The organism is Aliiroseovarius sp. PTFE2010 (assembly GCF_049943335.1).
In the GTDB taxonomy this organism is placed as follows: domain Bacteria; phylum Pseudomonadota; class Alphaproteobacteria; order Rhodobacterales; family Rhodobacteraceae; genus JBNFVY01.
In genome coordinates, this window is record NZ_JBNFVY010000002.1 from 366,131 (window position 1) to 389,585 (window position 23,455).

The following is a 23,455-nucleotide window of genomic DNA, read 5'->3' on the forward strand; positions in this document are numbered from 1 at the left end:
GGCATCGCGGCAACGTAAAACTGTCCGGAGAGAATTTCATGGCCAGACCCAAGATTGCCCTCATCGGCGCAGGTCAGATCGGCGGCACGCTCGCCCATCTTGCTGCGCTCAAGGAACTGGGCGATGTCGTCCTGTTCGACATTGCGGAAGGCACCCCGCAGGGCAAAGCGCTCGACATCGCGGAATCGGGCCCCTCGGAAGGCTTTGACGCCACCATGGTCGGCACCAACGACTACGCCGATATCGCAGGCGCAGACGTGTGCATCGTCACCGCCGGCGTGCCCCGCAAGCCGGGCATGAGCCGCGATGACCTGCTGGGCATCAACCTCAAGGTCATGAAATCGGTCGGCGAAGGCCTCAAGGCGCACGCCCCCGACGCATTCGTGATCTGCATCACCAATCCGCTCGACGCGATGGTCTGGGCGCTGCAACAGTATTCCGGTCTGCCGCCGGAAAAGGTCGTCGGTATGGCCGGCGTTCTGGACAGCGCGCGGTTCCGCCATTTCCTGTCGGTGGAATTCAACGTGTCGATGAAAGATGTCACCGCCTTTGTTCTGGGCGGCCACGGCGACACGATGGTGCCGTCGGTGCGCTATTCCACCGTCGGCGGCGTTCCCCTGCCCGATCTGGTCGACATGGGCTGGACCACGCAAGACAAGCTGGACGCGATCGTGCAGCGCACCCGTGACGGCGGCGCTGAAATCGTTGGCCTGCTGAAAACCGGCAGCGCCTTTTATGCGCCCGCCACCAGCGCCATCGAAATGGCCGAAGCATACCTGAAAGACCAAAAGCGGGTTCTGCCCTGCGCCGCCTATTGCGACGGCGAACTGGGCGTCAAGGGCATGTATGTTGGCGTGCCCACGGTGATCGGCGCTGGCGGGATCGAACGGATCGTCGGCATCAAGCTCAACAAGGAAGAGCAAGAGATGTTCGACAAGTCGGTCGACGCGGTCAAAGGCCTGGTCGAAGCCTGCAAGGGCATCGACAGCAACCTGGGCTGATCCCAACCACGACATTACCACAGACGGCCGGGGCATTCCCGGCCGTTTTTCGTTCATGATTCCCGGTAAATGCGGCGATCTTTGATTTTTGTGATCACACAGAATTAGCGTGTGATCACAAAACCACGGAATTCCACCCAAACCGCGCAATGTTAGCGAAAAACCGTTTCTTCATCCTTCTGGTGTGTGTCATAGCGGAAAATGAACCGCACTAAGAGGGACAAGATTCATGAACATTCATGAGTATCAGGCGAAAGCGATCCTGCGCGACTACGGGTGTCCCGTGTCGGACGGACGTGTCGTGCTGAAAGCAGACGAAGCGAAAACCGCCGCGGGCGAACTGGATGGCCCGCTCTGGGTCGTCAAGGCGCAGATCCACGCCGGTGGCCGCGGCAAGGGCAGTTTCAAGGAATCCGACGCTGGCGACAAGGGCGGTGTGCGCCTGGCCAAGTCGGTCGAAGAAGCCGAACAGATGGCCAAGCAGATGCTGGGCCGCACGTTGGTCACGCATCAGACCGGCCCCGCCGGCAAGCAGGTCAACCGCATCTATATCGAAGACGGCAGCGACATCGATCGCGAACTGTACCTGGCCCTGCTGATTGACCGTCAGACCAGCCGCGTGTCGATCGTCTGTTCGACCGAAGGCGGCATGGACATCGAAGAGGTGGCCGAAAGCACGCCGGACAAGATCCTGTCCTTCAGCGTTGATCCTGCCACCGGCTACCAGCCCTTCCATGGCCGCCGCGTGGCCTTTGCCCTGGGCCTGGAAGGCGGACAGGTCAAGCAGATGGTCGGTCTGTTGAACAAGCTCTACACGGCGTTCATCGAAAAAGACATGGAGCAGCTGGAAATCAACCCGCTGATCGTCATGCCCGATGGCAATCTCAAGGTGCTGGACGCCAAGGTCGGTTTTGACGGCAACGCGGTCTACCGCCACGCCGGTATCGCCGCCCTGCGCGACGAAACCGAAGAAGACCCCAAGGAACTGGCGGCCAGCAAATACGATCTGAACTACATCGCGCTGGATGGCGAAATCGGCTGTATGGTCAACGGTGCGGGCCTGGCGATGGCCACCATGGACATCATCAAGCTTTATGGCGCGGAACCGGCCAACTTCCTTGATGTGGGCGGCGGCGCGACCAAGGAAAAGGTCACCGAAGCGTTCAAGATCATCACCAGCGACGAAAACGTCAAAGGCATCCTGGTCAACATCTTCGGCGGCATCATGCGCTGTGACGTCATCGCCGAAGGCGTTGTTGCGGCCGTCAAGGAAGTGGGCCTGCAGGTGCCGCTGGTCGTGCGCCTGGAAGGCACGAACGTGGAAAAAGGCAAGGAGATCATCAACAACTCCGGCCTGAACGTGATCGCTGCGGACGACCTGAAGGATGGTGCGCAGAAGATCGTCAAAGAAGTGAAAGGCTGAGCAGATGGCAGTCCTCGTAGACAAACATACCAAGGTGATCTGTCAGGGCTTCACCGGCTCGCAGGGCACATTTCACAGTGAACAGGCGATTGCCTACGGCACGCAGATGGTCGGCGGCGTCACCCCCGGCAAAGGCGGGCAGGACCATCTGAACCTGCCGGTGTTCAACAGCGTGCACGAAGCCAAGGCCAAGACCGAAGCCAACGCCAGCGTCATCTATGTGCCGCCCCCCTTCGCCGCGGATTCGATCCTGGAAGCGATCGACGCGGAAATGGAACTGATCGTCTGCATCACCGAAGGCATCCCGGTGCTCGACATGATGAAGGTCAAGCGCGCCCTGGTGGACAGCACCTCGCGTCTCATCGGGCCGAACTGCCCCGGTGTCATCACGCCCGACGCCTGCAAGATCGGCATCATGCCGGGCCACATCCACAAGCGCGGCAGCGTTGGGGTTGTCTCGCGCTCGGGGACGCTGACCTATGAGGCCGTGAAACAGACCACCGACATGGGCCTTGGCCAGTCGTCGGCTGTCGGCATCGGCGGCGATCCGATCAAGGGCACCGAACATATCGACGTGCTCGACATGTTCCTGGATGATGACGAAACCCAGTCGATCATCATGATCGGCGAAATCGGTGGAACGGCCGAAGAAGAAGCCGCCGAATTCATCGCCGAGCAGAAGAAAAAAGGCCGCTGGAAGCCGATCGCCGGGTTCATCGCCGGGCGCACCGCGCCTCCGGGTCGCCGCATGGGCCACGCTGGCGCCATCGTTGCCGGTGGCAAGGGCGACGCGGAAAGCAAGATCGAAGCCATGAAGTCGGCCGGCATCGTGGTGGCCGACAGCCCCGCCACGCTGGGCGAGGCCGTGAAAGACGCGATCGCCAAGGGCTGATCGCCCGCCGCCTGCGCGCGGCACCAAAGCACCAACCCGCGCCCCGTTTGACAGGGGCGCGGGTCAACCCTCATCCGGGGCCGTGCCCCAACAGATCAGGTCAGAGCCATGAACGACCAGAGCCCAAACGACGCTTTCCACGCCTCGAGCTTCATGCAGGGGCACAACGCGGAATACCTCGACCAGCTTTATGCCCGATGGGCCAATGATCCGGGCGCGGTCGATGCGGCCTGGGCCGAATTCTTTGCCCAGCTCGGGGATGCGGAAACCGACGTCAAGGCCGAGGCCGCGGGCCCCAGCTGGGCGCGCACCGACTGGCCCCCCGTTCCCAGCGATGATCTGACCCAGGCGCTTGATGGCCAATGGGCCGAACCGGCTGTCGCAGCCGACAAGATCAAGAAAAAGGCCGCTGAAAAGGGCGTCGAAGTGACCGACGACCAGGTCAAACGCGCCGTTCTGGACAGTATCCGCGCGTTGATGATCATCCGCGCCTACCGCATCCGGGGCCACCTGATTGCCGATCTGGATCCGCTGGGCATGCGCAGCCAGGAACCCCACCCCGAACTGGACCCCAAGTCCTACGGGTTCACCGATAGCGACATGGACCGGCCGATCTTTATCGACCAGGTTCTGGGCCTTCAGGTCGCCACGATGCGCCAGATCATGGATATCGTGAAGCGCACCTATTGTGGCACGTTCGCGCTGCAATACATGCATATTTCCAACCCCGAAGAGGCCGGCTGGCTCAAAGAGCGGATCGAAGGCTATGGCAAGGAAATCAAGTTCACCCGCGAAGGCCGGCGCGCCATCCTGAACAAGCTGGTCGAAGCGGAAGGCTTTGAAAAGTTCTTGCACGTCAAGTACATGGGCACCAAACGCTTTGGCCTTGATGGCGGCGAAGCGCTGATCCCGGCGATGGAACAGATCATCAAGCGGGGCGGCAACCTGGGCGTCAAGGAAATCGTCATCGGCATGCCCCACCGCGGGCGCCTGTCGGTTCTGGCCAATGTGATGGGAAAGCCCTACCGCGCCATTTTCAACGAATTCCAGGGCGGCAGCTTCAAGCCCGAAGATGTCGATGGCTCAGGCGATGTGAAATACCACCTGGGGGCGTCATCCGACCGCACCTTTGACGATCACACCGTCCACCTGTCGCTGACCGCGAACCCCAGCCACCTTGAGGCGGTGAACCCCGTCGTGCTGGGCAAGGCGCGCGCCAAGACCGATCAGGCGAACGATCCCGATCGCACCACGGTCATCCCGATCCTGCTGCATGGCGATGCGGCCTTTGCCGGCCAGGGCGTCGTTGCGGAATGTTTCCAGTTGTCGGGCATTCGCGGCCACCGCACCGGCGGCACCATTCATATCGTGGTGAACAACCAGATCGGCTTTACCACCGCGCCGCATTTCAGCCGCACCTCGCCCTATCCGACTGACATCGCGCTGATGGTCGAAGCGCCGATCTTCCACGTGAACGGGGACGATCCCGAAGCGGTGGTGCACGCTGCCAAGGTGGCCACCGAATTTCGCCAGAAATTCCACAAAGACGTGGTCATCGACATTTTCTGCTATCGCCGCTTTGGTCACAACGAAGGCGACGAGCCGATGTTCACCAACCCGCAGATGTACAAGAACATCAAGCGGCACAAGACCACGCTGCAGCTTTATACCGAACGTCTGGTGGCCGACGGGCTGATCCCCGAGGGCGAAATCGAAGACATGAAGGCCGCCTTTCAAAGCCGCCTGAACGACGAATTCGAAGCTGGCAAGGAATTCAAGCCCAACAAGGCCGACTGGCTGGATGGCCGTTGGAGCCATCTGAACCGCGAAGGCGAAGAATACCAGCGCGGCCAGACGGCGGTAAAGGAAACCACCATCCGCGAAATCGCCGACGCGCTGACCCGCGTGCCCGATGGTTTTGACATCCACAAGACGGTGGTGCGCCAGCTTGCGGCCAAGAAAGAAATGTTCACATCCGGCACCGGGATTGACTGGGCCACGGGTGAAGCCCTGGCCTTTGGGTCATTGCAGCTGGAAGGCTACCCGGTGCGTCTGGCCGGTCAGGACAGCACGCGCGGCACGTTCAGCCAGCGCCACAGCGCCTTTGTCAACCAGTCCACCGAAGAACGCTATTACCCGCTCAACAACATCCGCGAGGGTCAGGCCCGCTACGAGGTCATCGATTCGATGCTGTCGGAATACGCGGTTCTGGGGTTCGAATACGGCTATTCGCTGTCGGAACCCAACGCGCTGGTGTTGTGGGAAGCGCAGTTCGGCGATTTCGCCAACGGCGCGCAGATCATGTTCGACCAGTTCATCAGCTCGGGCGAACGCAAGTGGCTGCGCATGTCGGGTCTGGTGATGCTGCTGCCGCACGGGTTCGAAGGCCAGGGGCCGGAACATTCGTCGGCGCGCCTTGAGCGGTTCCTGCAGATGAGCGCCGAAGACAACTGGATCGTTGCCAACTGCACCACCCCGGCGAACTATTTCCACATCCTGCGCCGCCAGCTGCACCGGTCCTATCGCAAGCCGCTGGTGATGATGACGCCGAAATCCCTGCTGCGCCACAAGCTGGCGGTCAGCGATCTGAAGGATTTCACCGAAGGGTCGTCCTTTCACCGCGTGCTGTGGGACGATGCGGACCGCGACAATGGCACCGGCCGCTCGCCCACCAAGCTGAAGGAAGACGCCGATATCCGCCAGGTCGTGATCTGCTCGGGCAAGGTTTACTACGACCTGCTCGAAGAACGCGACGCGCGCGGCATTGACGATGTCTACATCCTGCGCCTGGAACAGTTCTATCCTTTCCCCGCGCTCAGCCTTGTCAAAGAACTGGAAAGGTTCAAGAAATCCCAGGTTGTCTGGTGCCAGGAAGAACCCAAGAACCAGGGCGGCTGGAGCTTTGTCGAACCCAACATCGAATGGGTTCTGACGCGGATCAAATCCAAGCACACCCGCCCCCGCTACGCCGGACGCGCGCCGTCGGCGTCGCCCGCAACCGGTCTGGCCAGCCAGCACAAAGCCCAACAAGCCGCGCTCGTGAATGATGCGCTGACCATCGAAGGATAACGAAATGTCTGTTGAAGTCCGTGTCCCCACCCTGGGTGAAAGCGTCACCGAAGCCACCGTCGCCACCTGGTTCAAGCAACCCGGCGATACCGTGGCCGTCGACGAAATGCTGTGCGAACTGGAAACCGACAAGGTGACCGTCGAAGTGCCATCGCCCGCCGCCGGCGTGCTGGGGGAAATCGTCGTCGCCGAAGGCGAAACCGTGGGCGTCGATGCGCTGCTGGCCACGCTGACCGAAGCGGGCGAAGGGGGCAAAGCCGCGCCCAAACCTGCCGAAACCGCCAAACAGGCCCCCGCGCAAAGCGCCAGCCAGGACGCCGCGCAGATCGACGTCATGGTGCCCACGCTGGGCGAAAGCGTCACCGAAGCCACCGTCAGCACCTGGTTCAAGGCGGTGGGCGACACCGTCGCGCAGGACGAAATGCTGTGCGAGCTGGAAACTGACAAGGTGTCGGTCGAAGTGCCCGCCCCCGCCAGCGGCACGCTCAGCGAAATCATCGCCGCCGAAGGCGAAACCGTGCAAGCCGACGCCAAGCTGGCGGTGATCAGTTCGGGCGACGGCGCGGCCGCTTCGGCCCCCGCCGCCGCGCCCGCCACCGCCGCGCCTGCCGGGGCCACGGACACTGCAACCGCGGGCAACAAAGACGTGGAAAACGCGCCCTCGGCCAACAAGATGATGGCCGAAAAGGGCATCGATCCCAGCACCGTTCAAGGGTCGGGCCGTGACGGTCGGATCATGAAGGAAGACGTGATGAAGGCCGCCAGCAAACCGGCCGCATCCCCTGCCCCTGCCGCCCCGGCGGCTGCGCCCCGCGCCCCGGTATCGGCCGACGACGCCGCGCGCGAGGAACGGGTCAAGATGACCCGCCTGCGCCAGACCATCGCGCGCCGGCTCAAGGATGCGCAGAACACCGCCGCCATGCTCACCACCTTCAACGAGGTGGACATGAAAGCGGTCATGGACCTGCGCAGCACCTACAAGGGCGAATTTGAAAAGAAACACGGCGTGCGCCTGGGCTTTATGTCGTTCTTCACCAAGGCGTGCGTGCATGCGCTCAAGGAAGTCCCCGAGGTGAACGCCGAAATCGACGGCACCGACGTGGTCTACAAGAATTTCGTGCACATGGGCATCGCCGCAGGCACCCCGCAGGGTCTGGTCGTGCCGGTGATCCGCGACGTTGACGCGATGTCCTTTGCCGAAATCGAAAAGGCCATCGCCGACAAGGGCCGCCGCGCGCGCGACGGCAAACTGTCGATGGCCGAAATGCAGGGCGGCACCTTTACCATTTCGAACGGCGGCGTCTACGGATCGCTCATGTCGTCGCCGATCCTGAACCCGCCGCAGTCGGGCATCCTTGGCATGCACAAGATCCAGGACCGCCCCATGGTCGTTAACGGCGAAATCGTCATCCGCCCGATGATGTATCTGGCGCTCAGCTATGACCACCGCATCGTCGACGGCAAAGGCGCCGTCACCTTCCTGGTGCGCGTCAAGGAAGCGCTGGAAGACCCGCAGCGCCTGCTGATGGATCTGTAAGCCAATGCCGGCCACGCGTCATGCACCCATGTCGGCGGGCCGCGCCCGTCCCGCAGGGGGGCGTGACGCGGCCCGCGCCGCAGGGGCCGTCCAAAGCCGCCGACCCGGGGTTTCGCCGGGTGTTGCAAAGGCGCGCATGATCCGCACGCTTGCAGGGCCAGGATTTTGCACTAATCATTTGCCGCGCAGCGCCGTTGTGCCTGTTACCGCCATCGCCACCCCCATCGCGAACGACAGAACATACCGGTCCCACACCCCCCGTTGACCTCCAGGAGCTACGCATGACCGCAGATCTTACCGCCCTCGCCCTCGCCGGCCTTGTCCACATCATTTATTTCCTGTTCTTCTCGGTGCGTGCGAACCGCGAACTTGACCTGGACTATGCGCTCGGCCCGCGCGACGGCACCCCCAGCCGCGAACCCAGCAACATCACCGCCCGCCTTGGCCGCGCCTATGACAATTCGGCCGCCATGTTCGGTCTCTTTGCCGGGGCCGTCCTGCTCATCGCCGTTTCGGGCCAGCCCAGCACTATCACCGCAGTCCTGTCCTGGGCCTATGTCGTGTTGCGCGTGCTTTACACCCCGGCCTACATGCTTGGCCTGACCCCGTGGCGCAGCGTGTTCTGGATCGGTTGCCTGATCTGCTGCGCCGGGCTCTATATCGCGGCGCTGGTCTGATGCGCCGACTGGGTCAAGATACCCCGGGGGGCCCGGCGCACCAGCGCCGCGCGCGGCCTTGCCCCACCCCCCGGCCCGACCCGGCCCGGCGCCCAACGACATGCCCGACAACATGCCCGACACTTTGTCCGACACATGAGCCGACACTTTGTCCGACACTTGGCCCGACAGGTGTCCGACGCAGATCCGACAGTTTGCCGACGCCTAGCAGACGTTTTGCAGACGCTGTGCAGACCTGGATTTTTACCCGTTTCCATACCCAAGGAGTGACCCATGGCATCCTATGACGTCATCATCATCGGCGCAGGCCCCGGCGGCTATGTCAGCGCCATCCGCTGCGCGCAGCTGGGCCTGAAGACTGCGATCGTCGAAGGCCGTGATACGCTGGGCGGCACCTGCCTGAACGTGGGCTGCATCCCGTCCAAAGCGCTGCTGCATGCCACCCATATGCTGCACGAGGCCGAGCACAATTTTGCCGCCATGGGCCTGAAGGGCAAATCGCCCAGCGTCGATTGGAAACAGATGCTGGCCTACAAGGATGACGTGATCAGCCAGAACACCGGCGGCATCGAATTCCTTATGAAAAAGAACAAGATAGACTGGCTGAAAGGCTGGGCATCGATCCCCGAAAAGGGCAAGGTCAAAGTGGGCGACGACCTGCACGAGGCCAAGAATATCGTGATCGCGTCGGGGTCCGAACCCAGCGCCCTGCCGGGCATTGAAATCGACGAAAAGGTTGTCGTGACCTCGACCGGCGCGCTGGAGCTGCCGAAGGTGCCGAAGAAAATGGTCGTGATCGGCGCGGGCGTGATCGGGCTGGAACTGGGCAGCGCCTACAAGCGATTGGGCGCCGAGGTGACAGTGGTGGAATACATGGATACCATCACCCCCGGCATGGACGCCGATGTCCAGCGTACCTTCCAGAAAATCCTGACAGGTCAAGGGCTTGAATTCGTTCTGGGCGCCGCGGTGCAAAAAGTCGACGCCACGAAAACCAAGGCCAAGGTGACCTACAAGCTCAAGAAAGACGACAGCGAACACACCGTGGACGCCGATGTGGTTCTGGTCGCTACGGGGCGCAAACCCTTTACCGACGGGCTTGGCCTGGCCGATCTGGGTGTCAAGATGTCCGAGCGCGGTCAAATCGCCGTCGGCAAGGATTATCAGACCAATATCAATGGCATATACGCCATCGGCGACGTGATCGAAGGCCCGATGCTGGCCCACAAGGCCGAAGACGAAGGCACCGCCGTGGCCGAAATTCTGGCCGGTCAGCACGGCCATGTGAACTACGGCGTGATCCCCGGTGTGGTCTATACCACGCCCGAGGTTGCCACCGTCGGCGCCACCGAAGCCGCGCTGAAATCCGAAGGGCGCAAGATCAAGGTCGGTAAATTCTTCTTCATGGGCAACGCCCGCGCCAAGGCAGTCCACCAGGGCGAAGGCTTCGTCAAGATCATCACCGACGCGCAAACCGATCGCGTTCTGGGCGCCGCCATCATTGGCCCCGCCGCCGGCGAGCTGATCCACGAAATCTGCGTGGCCATGGAATTCGGGGCCGCTGCCGAAGATATCGCGCGCACCTGCCACGCACACCCCACCTATTCCGAAGCCGTGCGCGAAGCGGCACTGGCCTGCGGCGACGGGGCAATCCACGCCTGACACGACACCTTCGGACAACCGCCTAAACCCCCGTTCGCTGTGCCCAGCGCGCGGGGGTTTTTTCATGAAAAGCAGCCTGTTAGGGGGTCTGCCACAGGCGCCGGTCGCCTGCCGCCCCCGCGTTCAGAAAGGACACCCCATCGCGATGGCAGCGTCTGCTGGCTTGGTGCAACGATGGCAAGTCACCCCCTCGCCCCCGCGCCGCGAGCGGCGAAACCGCGCGGGGCGCAGACCTATTGTGCGGGCCGATACTGTGGGTGGTTTGTCATCCGAATCGCGGCTCTGTTCATCCGCCTGATGCAGGGAAACCGGGCGCGGCGCGACCGCACGGGGCTGCTGGCGCATCATGGTAAAGGCACGGAAAGCTGTCCGGTTTTATGCCCGATCGTTGGCATCGTTCGGCGCGCGCTGGCGAACGCAGCGTTTGAAACGGGACAGCGGCTGTCCGAATAGTGCATTGCGGCACAAAACGCACCACGGGCGGAATTCAGCCCAGAAGCATCCGCAGCCCCTGCGTCACATCCGTGCGCACCGCAAGGCGCAATCCCGGCTCGTCGCCCGCGCGCAGCGCCGCGACAATCAGGCGGTGATTTTGGGGAACTTCGGTGCGCTGCAACCGTCCGTAGAGTTTTCGCATCGTCGGACCCAGTTGCAGCCAGACGGTTTCTGCCATGGCAAGCATGGCCGGGGCCTGCGCGCGCAGGTACAGCGTGCGGTGAAAATCCAGGTTCGCGCGGATATAGCCCACCGCGTCCTGCTTGGCGACGACTTCGGCGATTTGCCGGTTTGCCGCCTCTAACCGATCGATCAGCGCCATATGCGCGCGTGGCAGGGCGCGACCGGCCAGTTCGGGTTCCAGAAGGGCGCGCAGGGCGGCCAATTCCTCAATCCGTTCATTCGACAGCTCGGGCGTGGAAACGCGCCCCGAAGACGACAGTTTCAACGCCCCCTCGGCGACCAGACGGCGCACCGCTTCGCGCGCCGGAGTCATGGATACGTCGAATTCTTTGCCGATACCGCGCAGGGTCAGCGCTTTGCCGGGGACCAGTTCACCGTGCATGATCTGACCGCGCAGCGCGCGATAGACCCTGTCGTGGGCCACCTGTGGCGGGCCTGCGGCGTCAAGGCCAGTGCGGGGGGATTGGATCAGCATGGGCCCTTATGCGCGCCCTGACGGCGCTTGGTCAATCATTTGAAATTCCAGCGATGCAATGCGTGCCCATCCGTACGCAGCCATGTCCGTGTGGCAGCGTGTTCGGGAAAGACGCTCTGGACGACATCCCAGAACGCGGCTGAATGGTTCATTTCAACGCGATGCGCGACCTCGTGGGCCGCGACATAGGCCAGCACTTCGGCGGGGGCCATGATCAGGCGCCACGAATACATCAGGTTGCCATCGGCCGAACAGGACCCCCACCGCGATCGTGTATCGCGCAGGGTGATCCGCCCGATATCCACCCCAAGCGCGCGCGCGTATCTGACCGACGCGTCCGTCAAATGCACCCGCGCCTGCAGCTTCAAGAACGCGGCGACGCGGGCAGGCACCATCGCATCGCGTGGGGGGACGATCATGGCACCGTCCTGCAGTTTGGCCGAACGCACCCGTCCTGCGATGATCGGCACATCCATACCGCGAAAGGGGATCACGCCGCCAATGCCCGGCGTTTGCGCTTGCGCCTGCTGCGCCAGGTTTTGCCGAATCCAGGGTTCTTTCTGGCGCGCAAAGTCCATTGCTTCGGTCTCGGGCGTCCAGTTCGGCAGCGATAATGTCACCCGCCCATCCAGGCGTGACACACGCAGCGAAATGCGGCGCGCGCGACCAGAGCGTCGCAGCAAGATGGGAATCGGGGGATCGCCCGGAAGTATAGCCTGTGTCATGCCTCTGGGACCTGTATCCTGATCGCTTATCTGATCGCATATCTGATTGCAGACAGGATACCGCAAAACCCCGCGCGCCTGCCAGCCCCGCCGGTCTGGTTCGGCCAGTTGTCCGGAAAGCCTTTGACTTACCTTCGCGCTTGTGGCAATGCCGCGCGGCAATCCTTCAGTTCGAGATGACGAAAGAGGTATCCGATGCCCAAAGAAGAATGGGGCGTAAAACGTGTTTGCCCGACCACCGGCAAACGTTTCTACGATCTGAAACGCGATCCGATCGTCAGCCCTTATACCGGCGAAGTTGTGACTTTTGACGCCAACAACAAGTCACGGGTCGCGGTCACCAAGGAAAAGCCCAAGCCGGAAGAAGAAGAAAACCTGATCGAAGACGGCGACGATCTGCTGGCCGATGATGCCAGTGATGTCGATCTGGGTGACGATCTGTTGGATGACGACGAGGATGACAACGTATCGTTGGATGACCTTGCGGACGTTCCTGCCGACGACAGCGACGACTGATCGAAAGTCATGGATTTTGCGCTTGCAACACCTGTGACATTTCCCTAAGACGCGCGGGCGGGCGGCAGACGCCCACCGCAGATGGGGCCTTAGCTCAGTTGGGAGAGCGCTTGCATGGCATGCAAGAGGTCAGGGGTTCGACTCCCCTAGGCTCCACCATTCCCCGTTGAATAGCGCCAGATAGTTCTGCCTTTCTCGTCAGAGGGTTTACCTCTGACGCGCAGATCCGCGCCCTTGGGCGTGTTGATCGACATGAAGCCCTTTCCTTTTCGAACCCGAAGAGGGCCCATGCGCGACCATTTCTTCGTCGTGACGAGCGGCCCTGGTGCGGGCAGGATCAGCCTGATCACCGAACTTAGCCGCCGCGAATTCCATACGCTCCCCCGACTGAGGCGGCGCAATCATCCGCGAAGAGATACAGAGCGGCGGCAGCTCGCAGCAAAAGCCAGTGGGTTGCTCCGCGGTTTCGATGCTGCCAAGTAACTTGGCCGCGACATCTACCTATTGGGTACCTTTGTCGAGGAGCTCTTCATCAGGAAAGCCGGGGAAATGGCGCGGGACGCCCCGTATTTCCGGAAAGACGACCCCGACAGCTTCCTTCAGCGTCTGCATCGCGGCACGGCATATGGGTCAAGGGCCAAAGCCGAAGCGGCGCGCGCAGCGGGTCGATGACGAACCGCTGCTGTCGTTCGCATATAGCCTGACTGGCACACGCGCCCGGATCACCGGGCTGATCGGGACGGCGCAGGCGTGTTTTGCGCACTGCGATCATTGGTACATTTGACACTCTGTTCGCATCGACATACTTCGAATCGGCGTTGCAACCAGATTGTAGGACTTGTCGATTTGCCGGAAGATACGATGCCCAATGATGCCCGGATCGAACTGGGGCACATGAAAAAGATCTCGCTTTTGTCACACGTGCACTGCGCACCCACCTGCGGCGCGAACACGCCGAGATTCTTGGCAAATTCCGGCCAGTCAACGGCGAAATTGCCATTCTGAATCTGATCGGGACAAATCCCGGCATGTCGCAAAAGGCACTGGCCGAGGCAATCGTTCTGAAAAAATCCGCTCTGACGAAAGCCGTGAGTGAACTTGAAAAAGGCGGTTTGATCGAACGGCGCAAGACCGGAAATGACCTTCGGTTCAACGCCCTGCACCTGACCGCTGACGGTGAAGCACGTCTTGAGGCGTTGACGGCAGCCACCCGCGACAAACAGGATGAATTGCTCTCGGCGCTCAGCCACGGCGAGCGTGAACAACTGTTCACGCTGCTCTGGCGTTTGATCCGCGACCTTGAAACGCGCAAATGATCTGTCGCTGACGAACAGCCGCACCGTCCGCGACACTGGGTGAGCAGTGGTCGCCCGCCGAAAGGCCCGGCCGCAACCTTTGCGTGTTCAAAATGGATCAGGACGGGTCAATCCAACTGCCCGGAAAATCACGGCAAAGCTCTGCAAAATGGGAAATGGCGCGCTGGGGAGGATTCGAACCCCCGACCCCTTGATTCGTAGTCAAGTACTCTATCCAACTGAGCTACCAGCGCGCGGAGTGAGGGGGATGTACTTCCACGCGCGGCCCTTTGCAAGGGGGGCAGACGATTTTATTGTGCTGCGTCTTCCAGCATCGCGACCTGCTTGGGCAAATGCAGATTGAACCGCGTTCCGTCTGCGCCCGTGTAGGCAAGATCGAGCTTGCCGCCATGACCGCGCGCAAGGTCCGCCGCGATGGCCAGCCCCAGACCAAAGCCGCCCTTGCGCGCACCGCCCTGAAACGCCTTGAACAGGTGATCGCGCGCCTTGTCCGGCAAACCTGGGCCGGTGTCATGCACGCTCACAATCCAAGCGGCATCGTCTTCGGTGGCGCTGACGGTGATTTGACCGCGCTCACCGCTGTTCATGATGGCCTGCGCCGCGTTTCTGATCAGATTCGACAGGATCCGGTGCAATTGTTCGCTGTCTGCGCGGATCCATAGCCCAGCGGGAACATCCGCCACGAAGGACAGCTCGTAATCGCCCACGGCAAGCCGTTCGCCTTCGAACACATCCTCAACCAGGTCCGCCAGGCGCAGGCGCGAGAGGCTGGGCGGCGGCTCGTCAGCTTTGCCGAAGGCCAGCGTGGTTTCGCACAGGTTCACCGCGCGTGAGATCGAATTCACCAGCTTGGGCGCCGCCCGTTGCACCCCGGGATCCTTGGACATTTCCATCCGATCCGCGAAAAGTTGCGCCGTCGTGAGAATGTTGCGCAAATCGTGGCTGATCTTCGCCACTGCACTGCCCAACTGGGCCAAGCGTTCTTTTTGTTTCAAAGACGCGCTCAACTGGGTTTGCATGTCATGCAGCGCTGTTTCGGCCGCGCGCAATTCGGTGACCTTGGCAGATGGTACAATGATGCGCCGCGCATCTTCTGGCGCTTCGGCATAAGATGTCATCGCGCCAATGACGCCATTGATGGGCCGCACGATCAGGCGGCGCGCCGCAAGGAACAGCAACACCGCTGCAAACACCGAAATCACCAATGACAACGCCAAAATCCGCAAACCGTAATCGATGATCGCATCGCGAAGCGGTTTCGCCTCCATCACAACTTCGATCAGGGGGCCGGCTTCGCGGACCGGTTCGCCAATAACGCGGATCATTTGCATGTCCGGCGTGACCAGCGTTTTCAATGCGTCCCGGATCAGGGTGAACGGGCTGGCGTTGCGCAGGTCGTACGTGTCCGAAATGCTCTGGGTGATCGGGGTACTCAGGACAAGGACGCGGGCATTGTCGCGTTGCAGAACGACATTCATGACACCGGCAGTTTCCAGCAATTCACGTTCCAGCGTTTCGTCCAGCATGTCGCCCGCTTCCACCGAAAGCGACGCAATCTGGGCCCGTTCCAGACCCGACAGCAGGTAGTCTTCGCGAAAACGGGCGACGGATGGCACGAAGATCAACACTTCGGCCAGCATGACGAACACCGCCGTCAAAATCAGGAAGCGTCCCGATAGCGAATTCAGCTTGTCACCTCGTCATCTAGGGCAAAACCCGTTGCACAGCACCGACGATGCGTTTCACCGTCGTTCTTTCGAAAAGCCTGGGGCTAAAATAGGCACCTGCCGCGCGTTTACCAAGCTCTGCCCGTGTGGGATAGGCCGCAACCATCCCTGCAACGTCTGACATTTTCAGGTTTTTCGATAGCGCAAGCGACCAGAGCGCGATTAATTCGCCCGCGTCGGCGCCGACGATCGTTGCCCCGACGGGGCGGCCTTTGTGGACGACAACCTTGATGAATCCGGCCGTCTTGCCTGTCGCAATAGCGCGATCATTTTCGTCTGTTGCAAAGCGCGCGATTTCAATATCGCCATGCGCAGCGCGGGCTTCAGACTCGGTCATGCCGACCTGGGCCAATTCGGGATCGGTATAGGTTGCGCGCGGGATATGCGCCTGTTTTGCCTTGGCGGGCAAACCGAACAACATGGGCCGGATGATCGTGCTGGCATGATACCCGGCAAGATGGGTGAATTGCCCGCGACCAGCAACATCGCCAATCGCATAGATCCGCCGGTTCGTCGTGCGAAGATCATCGCCCACTGTGATGCCTTGGGATGACGTATCGACCCCTGCTGCTTCAAGGTTCAGCTGGCCGATATTGGGCCGGCGCCCCAAGGCCACCAACAGATGTGTGCCATCAAAGGCACGCCCGTCCTTTGTATGGACCGTTACCGCGTTCGCATCGCCAGAGACCCGTTCAGCCATGGCGCCTTCGGCAACGCTCACACCTTCGCGCCGCAGCGCGTCCAGGACAACGGCCACAGCTTCCGGGTCCTCGCGGTTCATCGCGGTGTCACCTTCGATCACCGTGACGTCACAGCCCAAGCGCTGGTGGGCCTGCGCCATTTCCATGCCGATCGGACCGCCCCCCAGAATCAGCAAATGACTTGGGGCCTCGCGCAGATCAAACAGTGTCTCATTGGTCAGGTACGGCACACCGTCCAACCCATCGATGGGCGGGACCAAGGGGGATGATCCGGTTGCGATGACAAAGCGGCGGGCCTTGACGATGGTGTCACTGGCCTGGACCTCTTGCCCGGACACGAAAGACGCGTAGTCGCGCAAGACAGTACACCCCAGCTCTTCGAACCGCTGCTGACTGTCGACCGGGGCAATGTGCGCTATGGTATCGCTGACATGGGCCATGGCCTTGGCATAGTCCACTGCGGGCTCGATCCCGGCTATGCCTGCCCCGCCCGAGCGCATCACATGCGCCTGCTTTGCGGCGGCCAAAAGCGCCTTGGACGGCACACAGCCGTAATTCAGGCAATCGCCGCCCATGCGGCCCCCTTCGATCAGCACGACACGGGCGCCCATCTGCACCGCGCCGGCCGCAACCGAAAGCCCCCCCGAACCTGCTCCGATCACGCAAATATCCGTGTCAGTCTGTTTCAAACCGCATCTCCGTTCGTGAATCGTTTCATGAGTACCGGCAGAATCGACAACGCGCACAATCCCAAGATGGGCAACAGCACGTACGGTTCAAATATGACGCCCAGATCCGGTGTTTCACCCCTTTCGAACACCGCACCCAGACCTGATCCAACAGACGTATAGACCAGCGCGCCCGGCATGATGCCAAAAAACGTTGATACCGCGAACCGCCACAGCGACACCCCCACAAGGGCGGGGATCAAGTTTGCAACAAAGAACGGCACCAGAGGGACAAGCCGAATGAAAAACAACATCGACCACTGGTTGTCGTCGATGCCCCGCTTGATCGCGCGGACAAGGCCGTCAGACGCATCCATTTTGGCCGCAAGGGTCTTGCCCAGCCCCAAGCGTGCGGCAAGAAAGATACCGACCGCGCCAATGCTGGCCCCGATGACGTTGAACACGACACCCGGAAACAGGCCGAACAAAAAACCGCCGGTCAATGTGGTGACCGTGGCGCCCGGCAGGGAAAAAGCGACGATGACGATGTAGGTCCCGATGAAAGCCGCCACCGCAGAGGCGTAGTGGCTGTCCCGGAAGGCCAAGAGGGTTTGGCGATTGTCCCGCAGGGCATCAAAGCTCAGCGTGTCGCGCAACAGAACCGCGCCAAGAACCGCCGCGATGGCAATGGCGAACAGCGGCACATGGCGCCAGATGCTGGTTTGGGCGTTGTTGTTCAATAGGTTCGTCCTTCTTGCGTTTCGTCAACATGCGCGGGCAAAGCGGCCGTGGCCAGCCCGATCACGCGTCGTTGATCCAGCGCGTTCAAATTGATATTCACTGAAACAATTCCCTAAAATCGGGGAAAAACGGCCCAAACCGCCACAGGTTCGTTGACAAGCCGCCCGCTCGCCCCTATTGGACGGGCTTCGAATGACCTTGGGCAGCCGAATCCAGCGCGATTTGGGCCACATGACATGGAGCTGGAGCGATGAAACGCACCTACCAACCCTCGAACCTGGTTCGCAAACGCCGCCACGGTTTCCGCGCGCGCATGGCCACCAAGGCCGGCCGCAAAATCCTGAACGCGCGTCGCGCTCGGGGCCGGAAATCGCTCAGCGCGTAAGCAATACGCTGACCGGTACGGTATTGGAACCGCCGGATGCATCTGTGGCAGGCGATATCGCCATGTCCGCAGGGCCTCCGGCGGTTTCCGTTTGCATGGACGTGATCAAGAAACGCGCCGATTTTCTAAAGGCGGCCAGCACGGGGCGACAGGGCACCAAGGGCATGATGGTCCAGGCCCGCCGACGCCCAGACGACGGGCCTTGGCGCGTCGGCTTCACCTGTTCGAAAAAAGTCGGCAACGCAGTGGCGCGCAACCGCGCCAAACGCAGATTGCGCGAAGTCGCGCGCACGGTCCTTGCTGAACATGGGCGCGCGGGATGGGATTATGTGTTGATTGGCCGGGCGAATGCGACAGCGCAGCGCCCCTTTGACGACCTGCAATCCGATTTGATCTACGCGCTACGAAAGCTGCACAGATGACCCCTCTGGCGCATATCGCCGCCCTGCCCGTGCGCATTTATCGGGTGGTCGTCTCGCCGTGGCTGGCATCGAACTGTCGGTTCCAGCCCACCTGCTCGGCCTATGCGCTGGAGGCCCTGGAAAAGCACGGCGCGATCAAGGGCAGCATCCTTGCGGTGAAACGGATATCACGCTGTCGCCCTCTTGGCGGTTCTGGCTATGATCCGGTGCCGGACAAGGACGAGCCCTAGGGAAAGAGGGCTGTGTTTCCCGCATTGGGCATCGTTCGCATCGCCCACTTGTTGTTGCGCCGTTGTCATGGCGACGCTGAAAGTTCGGAACGAAAACACTTATTCCCTGGCGCGGGGCCTGCAATTCGCTCTTGCTGCCACGGTTTCGACTTGCTCCCGAATTCCCGCTCTTGCCCGGCGCAAGGTGAATGACTAATGCAGTGCCATGCTTGATGATCTAGACGATATCCATCCGCTGTTTCACGGTGCGCCGTCCAGTATTGAGTTCAAGAAGTTGCGCAAGCGGATCATCCGCAACGTGCGCGAGGCAATTGAACAGTACGGGATGATTGAGCGCGGCGCGAAGTGGCTGGTTTGCCTGTCCGGTGGCAAAGACAGCTATACGCTGCTGGCCGCGTTATACGAATTAAAGTGGCGCGGCCTGCTGCCTGTTGAGCTTTTGGCGTGCAATCTGGATCAGGGCCAGCCTGGGTTTCCCGCGACGGTCCTACCGGATTTCCTGGAAAAAATGCAGGTGCCTCACCGGATCGAATACCAGGATACCTATTCCATCGTCATGGACAAAGTGCCCGAAGGCCGCACCTTTTGTGCGCTGTGCTCGCGTCTGCGGCGCGGAAACCTCTATCGGATCGCACGCGAAGAAGGCTGCAGCGCTGTGGTTCTGGGCCATCATCGTGACGACATCCTTGAAACCTTTTTCATGAATCTGTTTCACGGAGGACGGCTGGCCACGATGCCACCGAAACTTGTTAACGAAGACTCCGATCTGTTTCTTTACCGGCCTTTGGCCCATGTCGCCGAGGCGGATTGCGAAAAATTCGCGGCGGCCATGAATTATCCAATTATTCCTTGCGATCTTTGCGGCTCGCAGGACGGGCTGCAGCGCCAACAGGTCAAACAGATTCTCGACACATGGGAGAAAAACGCCCCGGGACGGCGGCAGGTCATGTTCCGCGCGCTCATGAATGCACGCCCATCCCACCTGTTAGATCAAAATCTCTTCGATTTTGCCGGACTTTCCTTGGAAAAGGGCGAAAAAACATCGCTATAGACCAGTTTTCGCCTGAAACGTTAACCGTTGAATGACCCTTTGTGCCTAGTTTGTTCCTTGAGAGAGGTGGCAAATGTGGACTGGCAGAGGGACAGGTAGATGAGGCAGTTGGGGACATCTAAAGGCGACCGGTTTCGTACTGCGCTTCATGCAATGCTCGTTGGGCCGCAGTTGCTGGCTTTTTTGCCCGCATTGACTTTGGGCGGCTACTGGTTCGGCGGTGAAGGTGTGTTGTTGTTCATGGCGCTGTTGCTTCCAGCGTTGTTCGTCATAGCCGGTGCATTTCCCGCGTTGCCCATCACATCGACCCATGCGCGCGATGGCGTCACAGGCGCGCACATTCGTAAAAGTGTTGTTTCCGCCCTGGACCAGCTGGTCTCGCAACAACCGAACACGGGCCGGTCCACGGCATGCTTGGTCATTGACGTAGATGACTTTAATTCGGTTCACGCGACCTATGGCGCAGAGGCTGCGAATGACGTCCTGCGCGCAGTAGCGCTTAGTATCAAGGACGTTCTGCGTGACCACGACGTACTCGCACGTCTGGATGGCGCCACGTTCGCAGTCGCCCTTGCCCCAATGCGGCGCGCCGATCTTGAAACGATGATCCAGCTTTCCTCGCGGCTGCAAGCCGCGATTTCACACCCAATAAGTGTGGATGCCAGCAGCGTGTGCTTAACTGCGTCTATCGGGTTCTGCTTGCCGTCGCGCGCGACCGGCGCCTCTGGTGAAGACTACCTGATGTGCGCGCAAAGTGCATTGGACGAAGCCAAGGCAAATGGGCCGGCATCGATCCGTGCGTATTCCGGGGCAAAACCCAAAACTCCGGAAAACTATGGCGAAGTGCTCGCTGAGGTCAGCGATGCGTTGGAAAATGGCCAGATCCGTCCATGGTTTCAGCCACAGATTTCCACGGACACAGGAAAGATATCCGGGTTCGAGGCATTGGCGCGTTGGGAGCATCCTGAACGCGGGCTTATCAGCCCGGCGAGTTTCTTGCCTGCCATTCGTGAATTGGGTCTGTTCGAGCGTTTGGGCGAGGTCATGCTCTATCACAGCCTCACCGCACTGCGCGACTGGGAACGGGCTGGCTTCACTATCCCGAACGTGGGCGTGAATTTTTCGTCCTCGGAACTTGCCAACCCGAAGCTATGCGACAAAATCCGCTGGGAACTGGATCGTTTTGACTTGGCCAGTGACCGCCTGACCGTAGAAATTCTGGAAGACGTGATCGCCCAGAGCGACAATGACGTCATTACCCGAAATATCCGCGGTTTGTCCGATATGGGCTGCGCTATTGACCTGGACGACTTCGGGACTGGCCATGCATCAATCGCGAACATCCGACGCTTTGGCGTTGATCGTATAAAAATCGACCGATCTTACGTTACCCATGTTGATCGTGACCGTGAACAACAGAACATGGTGGCAGCCATCTTGACCATGGCGGATCGACTGAATTTGGACACCTTGGCAGAAGGCGTGGAAACGCCGGGCGAATACTCTCTTCTCGCGCAGCTGGGGTGCAAACATGTCCAAGGCTATTCCATTGCGCACCCCATGCCCTATGATGCGACACTGGGTTGGATCGAAAAGCACATGGCCGCGCTGGTAGAACCACCCCGGATTGATCGCCAAGCTGGCTAGGGTTTCCTTCGCGTTCCCTTGAAATGCAGGTCTTTGGGCTTGACCTTTCGTCCCTTGGGCGTTTGAACCTGCACAGAATTGGAACAGCGGTGGACTGCCCTTCATGGACGAACAGAACAAAAACCTCATTCTTGCAGTCGTCCTGAGCGGCCTGGTAATGCTGGTGTGGATGACTTGGTTCGCGCCAACGCCGCCCGATACCGGCCAAGTGTCTGCGGGCGCCGAGCAAGCCCAGGACGCGGCGACCTTGCCGTCAGCACCCCTTTCGCAATCTGCGCCCGCGACAAGCAACACCCCTGCACCGGAAGCGGCCGATGCGCCGCGGGTGGACATTCAAACTGGGCGAATCTCTGGATCCATCTCGCTTACAGGTGGGCGGATCGATGATTTGCAATTGCTCGACTACGACCAGACGCTGGACGAAGATAGCGACAACGTACGTCTGCTGTCTCCGGTTGGCTCCGAGCATCCATACTACGCAGTCTACGGCTGGGCACCGGGTGGTGAATTGGGTGCGAACGATGTGCCGGGCCCGACAACCCAGTGGGCGTTGGTGTCGGGCGAAACATTGACCCCTGACTCGCCGGTTGTTCTGGAATGGTCCAACGATTTGGGAATGAGGTTCCAACGCACGATATCAGTCGATGACGACTACATGTTCACTGTCCGCCAGTCGGTTCTGAACGGGACCGACTCCTCTCAGCGTGTTGCACCTTACGGGTTGATCGAACGGAGAAACCTGCCCGAGATGCAGAATTTTTTCGTCCTGCACGAAGGTGTCGTACGTTTGAACGACAACGAATTGGCTGAGATCAAGTACAAAAAGATGCCCGACATGGACTTCGTTGCCCGTGAAGGCGCGCAGGCCGAGGTCGCCGATGTCGAACAAAACGGCTGGATCGGGTTCACGGACAAATACTGGATGACCACTATCGTCCCGAAACCGGGGCAAGGTTTCCGGTCCGTCGCAAAGTACCTGCCACAAAGCGAAACATACCAAGCTTACGCCAGCCTTCCGACCGTGGAACTGGCCGCTGGCGAGTCTGCGGAAGTAGAGACTTTCTTGTTCGCCGGCGCAAAAGAAAAAGCGACGATAAGCCAATATGAAGATTCCTTGGGCATTGAGCGCTTCATCGATTCTATCGACTGGGGATGGTTCTATTTTCTGACCAAGCCGATCTTTTTCGGGCTTCACTGGCTGAATGCACTGATTGGAAACATGGGATGGGCGATCATCGGGCTGACGCTGATCCTCAAAGCGGCTCTGCTTCCGTTGGCGTACAAATCCTATGTCTCCATGGCCAAGATGAAGGAGCTGCAGCCCGAAATGGAGAAAATCAAGGAAAGGGCCGGCGACGATCGTGCGAAACTGCAGCAGGAAACGATGGCGCTCTACAAAAAAGAGCGCGTAAATCCAGCCGCTGGGTGTTTGCCGCTGCTGCTGCAAATTCCAATCTTCTTTTCGCTCTACAAGGTGATTTTTGTTACGATTGAATTGCGCCACGCCCCCTGGTTTGGCTGGATCAGGGACCTTTCGGCGCCCGATCCGTCTTCAATCCTGAACCTGTTCGGGCTCTTGCCCTTTGCTGCGCCTGACCCCAACAGCTTGCTTGCGATCGTGTCGCTGGGCGTGCTGCCCATTCTTTTGGGCATTTCCATGTGGCTTCAGCAGAAACTGAATCCCACGCCGACTGACCCCGCACAGGCCGCAATTTTTGCCTGGATGCCTTGGATTTTCATGTTCATGCTCGGCACGTTTGCCAGCGGGCTGGTGTTGTACTGGATCACCAACAACGTCATCACATTCATCCAGCAGTATCTGATCATGCGCAGCCACGGACATAAACCTGACGTGATAGGCAACATTTTGCGCTCGCTTCGGCTCAAGAAAAAGGAACCAGCGGATTAATCC

The 23,455-nt window shown here is 60.4% G+C and carries 20 protein-coding genes and 2 tRNA genes; 16 read left to right on the forward strand and 6 right to left on the reverse strand.

The features are described 5' to 3' along the window. Positions 1-38 precede the first annotated feature (38 nt). From mdh to lpdA, 7 genes are all read left to right on the forward strand, one after another. The gene (gene mdh / locus ACP2AV_RS05670) at positions 39-1,001 is read left to right on the forward strand and encodes a malate dehydrogenase (protein ID WP_426371715.1); all 963 of its coding nucleotides are present in this window, start codon (positions 39-41) and stop codon (positions 999-1,001) included. A gap of 229 nt (positions 1,002-1,230) precedes the next feature. Beyond that, complete coding sequence (gene sucC, locus ACP2AV_RS05675; RefSeq protein ID WP_426371716.1) at positions 1,231-2,424, forward strand: ADP-forming succinate--CoA ligase subunit beta; 1,194 nt, start codon at positions 1,231-1,233, stop codon at positions 2,422-2,424. A 4-nt stretch (positions 2,425-2,428) separates the two neighbouring features. Further along, entirely contained in the window at positions 2,429-3,316 is an 888-nt protein-coding gene (gene sucD / locus ACP2AV_RS05680; protein WP_426371717.1) for a succinate--CoA ligase subunit alpha, read from the forward strand. Between the two features lie 108 nt (positions 3,317-3,424). Next, the gene (locus tag ACP2AV_RS05685; protein WP_426371718.1) at positions 3,425-6,385 is read left to right on the forward strand and encodes a 2-oxoglutarate dehydrogenase E1 component; all 2,961 of its coding nucleotides are present in this window, start codon (positions 3,425-3,427) and stop codon (positions 6,383-6,385) included. A 4-nt stretch (positions 6,386-6,389) separates the two neighbouring features. Beyond that, positions 6,390-7,922, forward strand: coding sequence for a 2-oxoglutarate dehydrogenase complex dihydrolipoyllysine-residue succinyltransferase (gene odhB / locus ACP2AV_RS05690; RefSeq protein ID WP_426371719.1), 1,533 nt, complete (start codon positions 6,390-6,392; stop codon positions 7,920-7,922). A 281-nt stretch (positions 7,923-8,203) separates the two neighbouring features. Then, the gene (locus ACP2AV_RS05695; RefSeq protein ID WP_426371720.1) at positions 8,204-8,599 is read left to right on the forward strand and encodes an MAPEG family protein; all 396 of its coding nucleotides are present in this window, start codon (positions 8,204-8,206) and stop codon (positions 8,597-8,599) included. A gap of 273 nt (positions 8,600-8,872) precedes the next feature. After that, complete coding sequence (gene lpdA / locus ACP2AV_RS05700; RefSeq protein ID WP_426371721.1) at positions 8,873-10,261, forward strand: dihydrolipoyl dehydrogenase; 1,389 nt, start codon at positions 8,873-8,875, stop codon at positions 10,259-10,261. 487 nt (positions 10,262-10,748) lie between these two features. On the opposite strand, the gene ACP2AV_RS05705 is transcribed toward lpdA, so the two are convergent. Together ACP2AV_RS05705 and ACP2AV_RS05710 are read right to left on the reverse strand one after the other, a co-directional pair. Next, positions 10,749-11,414 (reverse strand): GntR family transcriptional regulator, encoded by a 666-nt coding sequence (locus ACP2AV_RS05705; RefSeq protein WP_426371722.1) that lies wholly within the window; start codon positions 11,412-11,414, stop codon positions 10,749-10,751. 35 nt (positions 11,415-11,449) lie between these two features. Continuing rightward, positions 11,450-12,139 carry a M48 family metallopeptidase gene (locus ACP2AV_RS05710; protein WP_426371723.1) on the reverse strand — a complete coding sequence of 230 codons (690 nt, stop codon included), beginning with the start codon at positions 12,137-12,139 and terminating at the stop codon, positions 11,450-11,452. 195 nt (positions 12,140-12,334) lie between these two features. Between ACP2AV_RS05710 and ACP2AV_RS05715 the strand changes: the two genes are divergently transcribed. From ACP2AV_RS05715 to ACP2AV_RS05725, 3 genes are all read left to right on the forward strand, one after another. After that, positions 12,335-12,655: a TIGR02300 family protein gene (locus ACP2AV_RS05715; protein WP_426371724.1), complete on the forward strand. Its 321-nt coding sequence runs from the start codon at positions 12,335-12,337 to the stop codon at positions 12,653-12,655. A gap of 83 nt (positions 12,656-12,738) precedes the next feature. Then, positions 12,739-12,814 (forward strand) — tRNA-Ala (locus tag ACP2AV_RS05720). A gap of 842 nt (positions 12,815-13,656) precedes the next feature. Then, positions 13,657-13,971, forward strand: coding sequence for a MarR family winged helix-turn-helix transcriptional regulator (locus tag ACP2AV_RS05725; RefSeq protein ID WP_426371789.1), 315 nt, complete (start codon positions 13,657-13,659; stop codon positions 13,969-13,971). Between the two features lie 156 nt (positions 13,972-14,127). On the opposite strand, the gene ACP2AV_RS05730 is transcribed toward ACP2AV_RS05725, so the two are convergent. The 4 genes from ACP2AV_RS05730 to ACP2AV_RS05745 form a co-directional block, all read right to left on the reverse strand. Then, positions 14,128-14,204, reverse strand: a tRNA-Arg gene (locus tag ACP2AV_RS05730). Positions 14,205-14,261: 57 nt separating this feature from the next. Next, the gene (locus tag ACP2AV_RS05735) at positions 14,262-15,611 is read right to left on the reverse strand and encodes a sensor histidine kinase (RefSeq protein WP_426371725.1); all 1,350 of its coding nucleotides are present in this window, start codon (positions 15,609-15,611) and stop codon (positions 14,262-14,264) included. Positions 15,612-15,675: 64 nt separating this feature from the next. Beyond that, positions 15,676-17,088 carry a dihydrolipoyl dehydrogenase family protein gene (locus ACP2AV_RS05740; RefSeq protein WP_426371726.1) on the reverse strand — a complete coding sequence of 471 codons (1,413 nt, stop codon included), beginning with the start codon at positions 17,086-17,088 and terminating at the stop codon, positions 15,676-15,678. Beyond that, positions 17,085-17,807 carry a TVP38/TMEM64 family protein gene (locus tag ACP2AV_RS05745; protein ID WP_426371727.1) on the reverse strand — a complete coding sequence of 241 codons (723 nt, stop codon included), beginning with the start codon at positions 17,805-17,807 and terminating at the stop codon, positions 17,085-17,087. The genes ACP2AV_RS05740 and ACP2AV_RS05745 overlap by 4 nt, the downstream gene beginning before the upstream one ends. A gap of 251 nt (positions 17,808-18,058) precedes the next feature. On the opposite strand from ACP2AV_RS05745, the gene rpmH reads away from it, so the two are divergent. From rpmH to yidC, 6 genes are all read left to right on the forward strand, one after another. Continuing rightward, positions 18,059-18,193, forward strand: coding sequence for a 50S ribosomal protein L34 (rpmH, locus tag ACP2AV_RS05750; RefSeq protein WP_005980833.1), 135 nt, complete (start codon positions 18,059-18,061; stop codon positions 18,191-18,193). A 23-nt stretch (positions 18,194-18,216) separates the two neighbouring features. Continuing rightward, positions 18,217-18,615, forward strand: a complete 399-nt coding sequence (gene rnpA / locus ACP2AV_RS05755) for a ribonuclease P protein component (protein WP_426371728.1) — start codon at positions 18,217-18,219, stop codon at positions 18,613-18,615. Beyond that, positions 18,612-18,845: a membrane protein insertion efficiency factor YidD gene (gene yidD, locus ACP2AV_RS05760; protein WP_426371729.1), complete on the forward strand. Its 234-nt coding sequence runs from the start codon at positions 18,612-18,614 to the stop codon at positions 18,843-18,845. The genes rnpA and yidD overlap by 4 nt, the downstream gene beginning before the upstream one ends. 205 nt (positions 18,846-19,050) lie before the next feature. After that, on the forward strand, positions 19,051-19,896 hold the full coding sequence (gene ttcA, locus ACP2AV_RS05765) for a tRNA 2-thiocytidine(32) synthetase TtcA (RefSeq protein WP_426371730.1): 846 nt from the start codon (positions 19,051-19,053) through the stop codon (positions 19,894-19,896). 183 nt (positions 19,897-20,079) lie between these two features. After that, positions 20,080-21,543 carry a putative bifunctional diguanylate cyclase/phosphodiesterase gene (locus ACP2AV_RS05770; protein ID WP_426371731.1) on the forward strand — a complete coding sequence of 488 codons (1,464 nt, stop codon included), beginning with the start codon at positions 20,080-20,082 and terminating at the stop codon, positions 21,541-21,543. A gap of 103 nt (positions 21,544-21,646) precedes the next feature. Continuing rightward, positions 21,647-23,452 (forward strand): membrane protein insertase YidC, encoded by a 1,806-nt coding sequence (yidC, locus tag ACP2AV_RS05775; protein ID WP_426371732.1) that lies wholly within the window; start codon positions 21,647-21,649, stop codon positions 23,450-23,452. Positions 23,453-23,455: the final 3 nt, after the last annotated feature.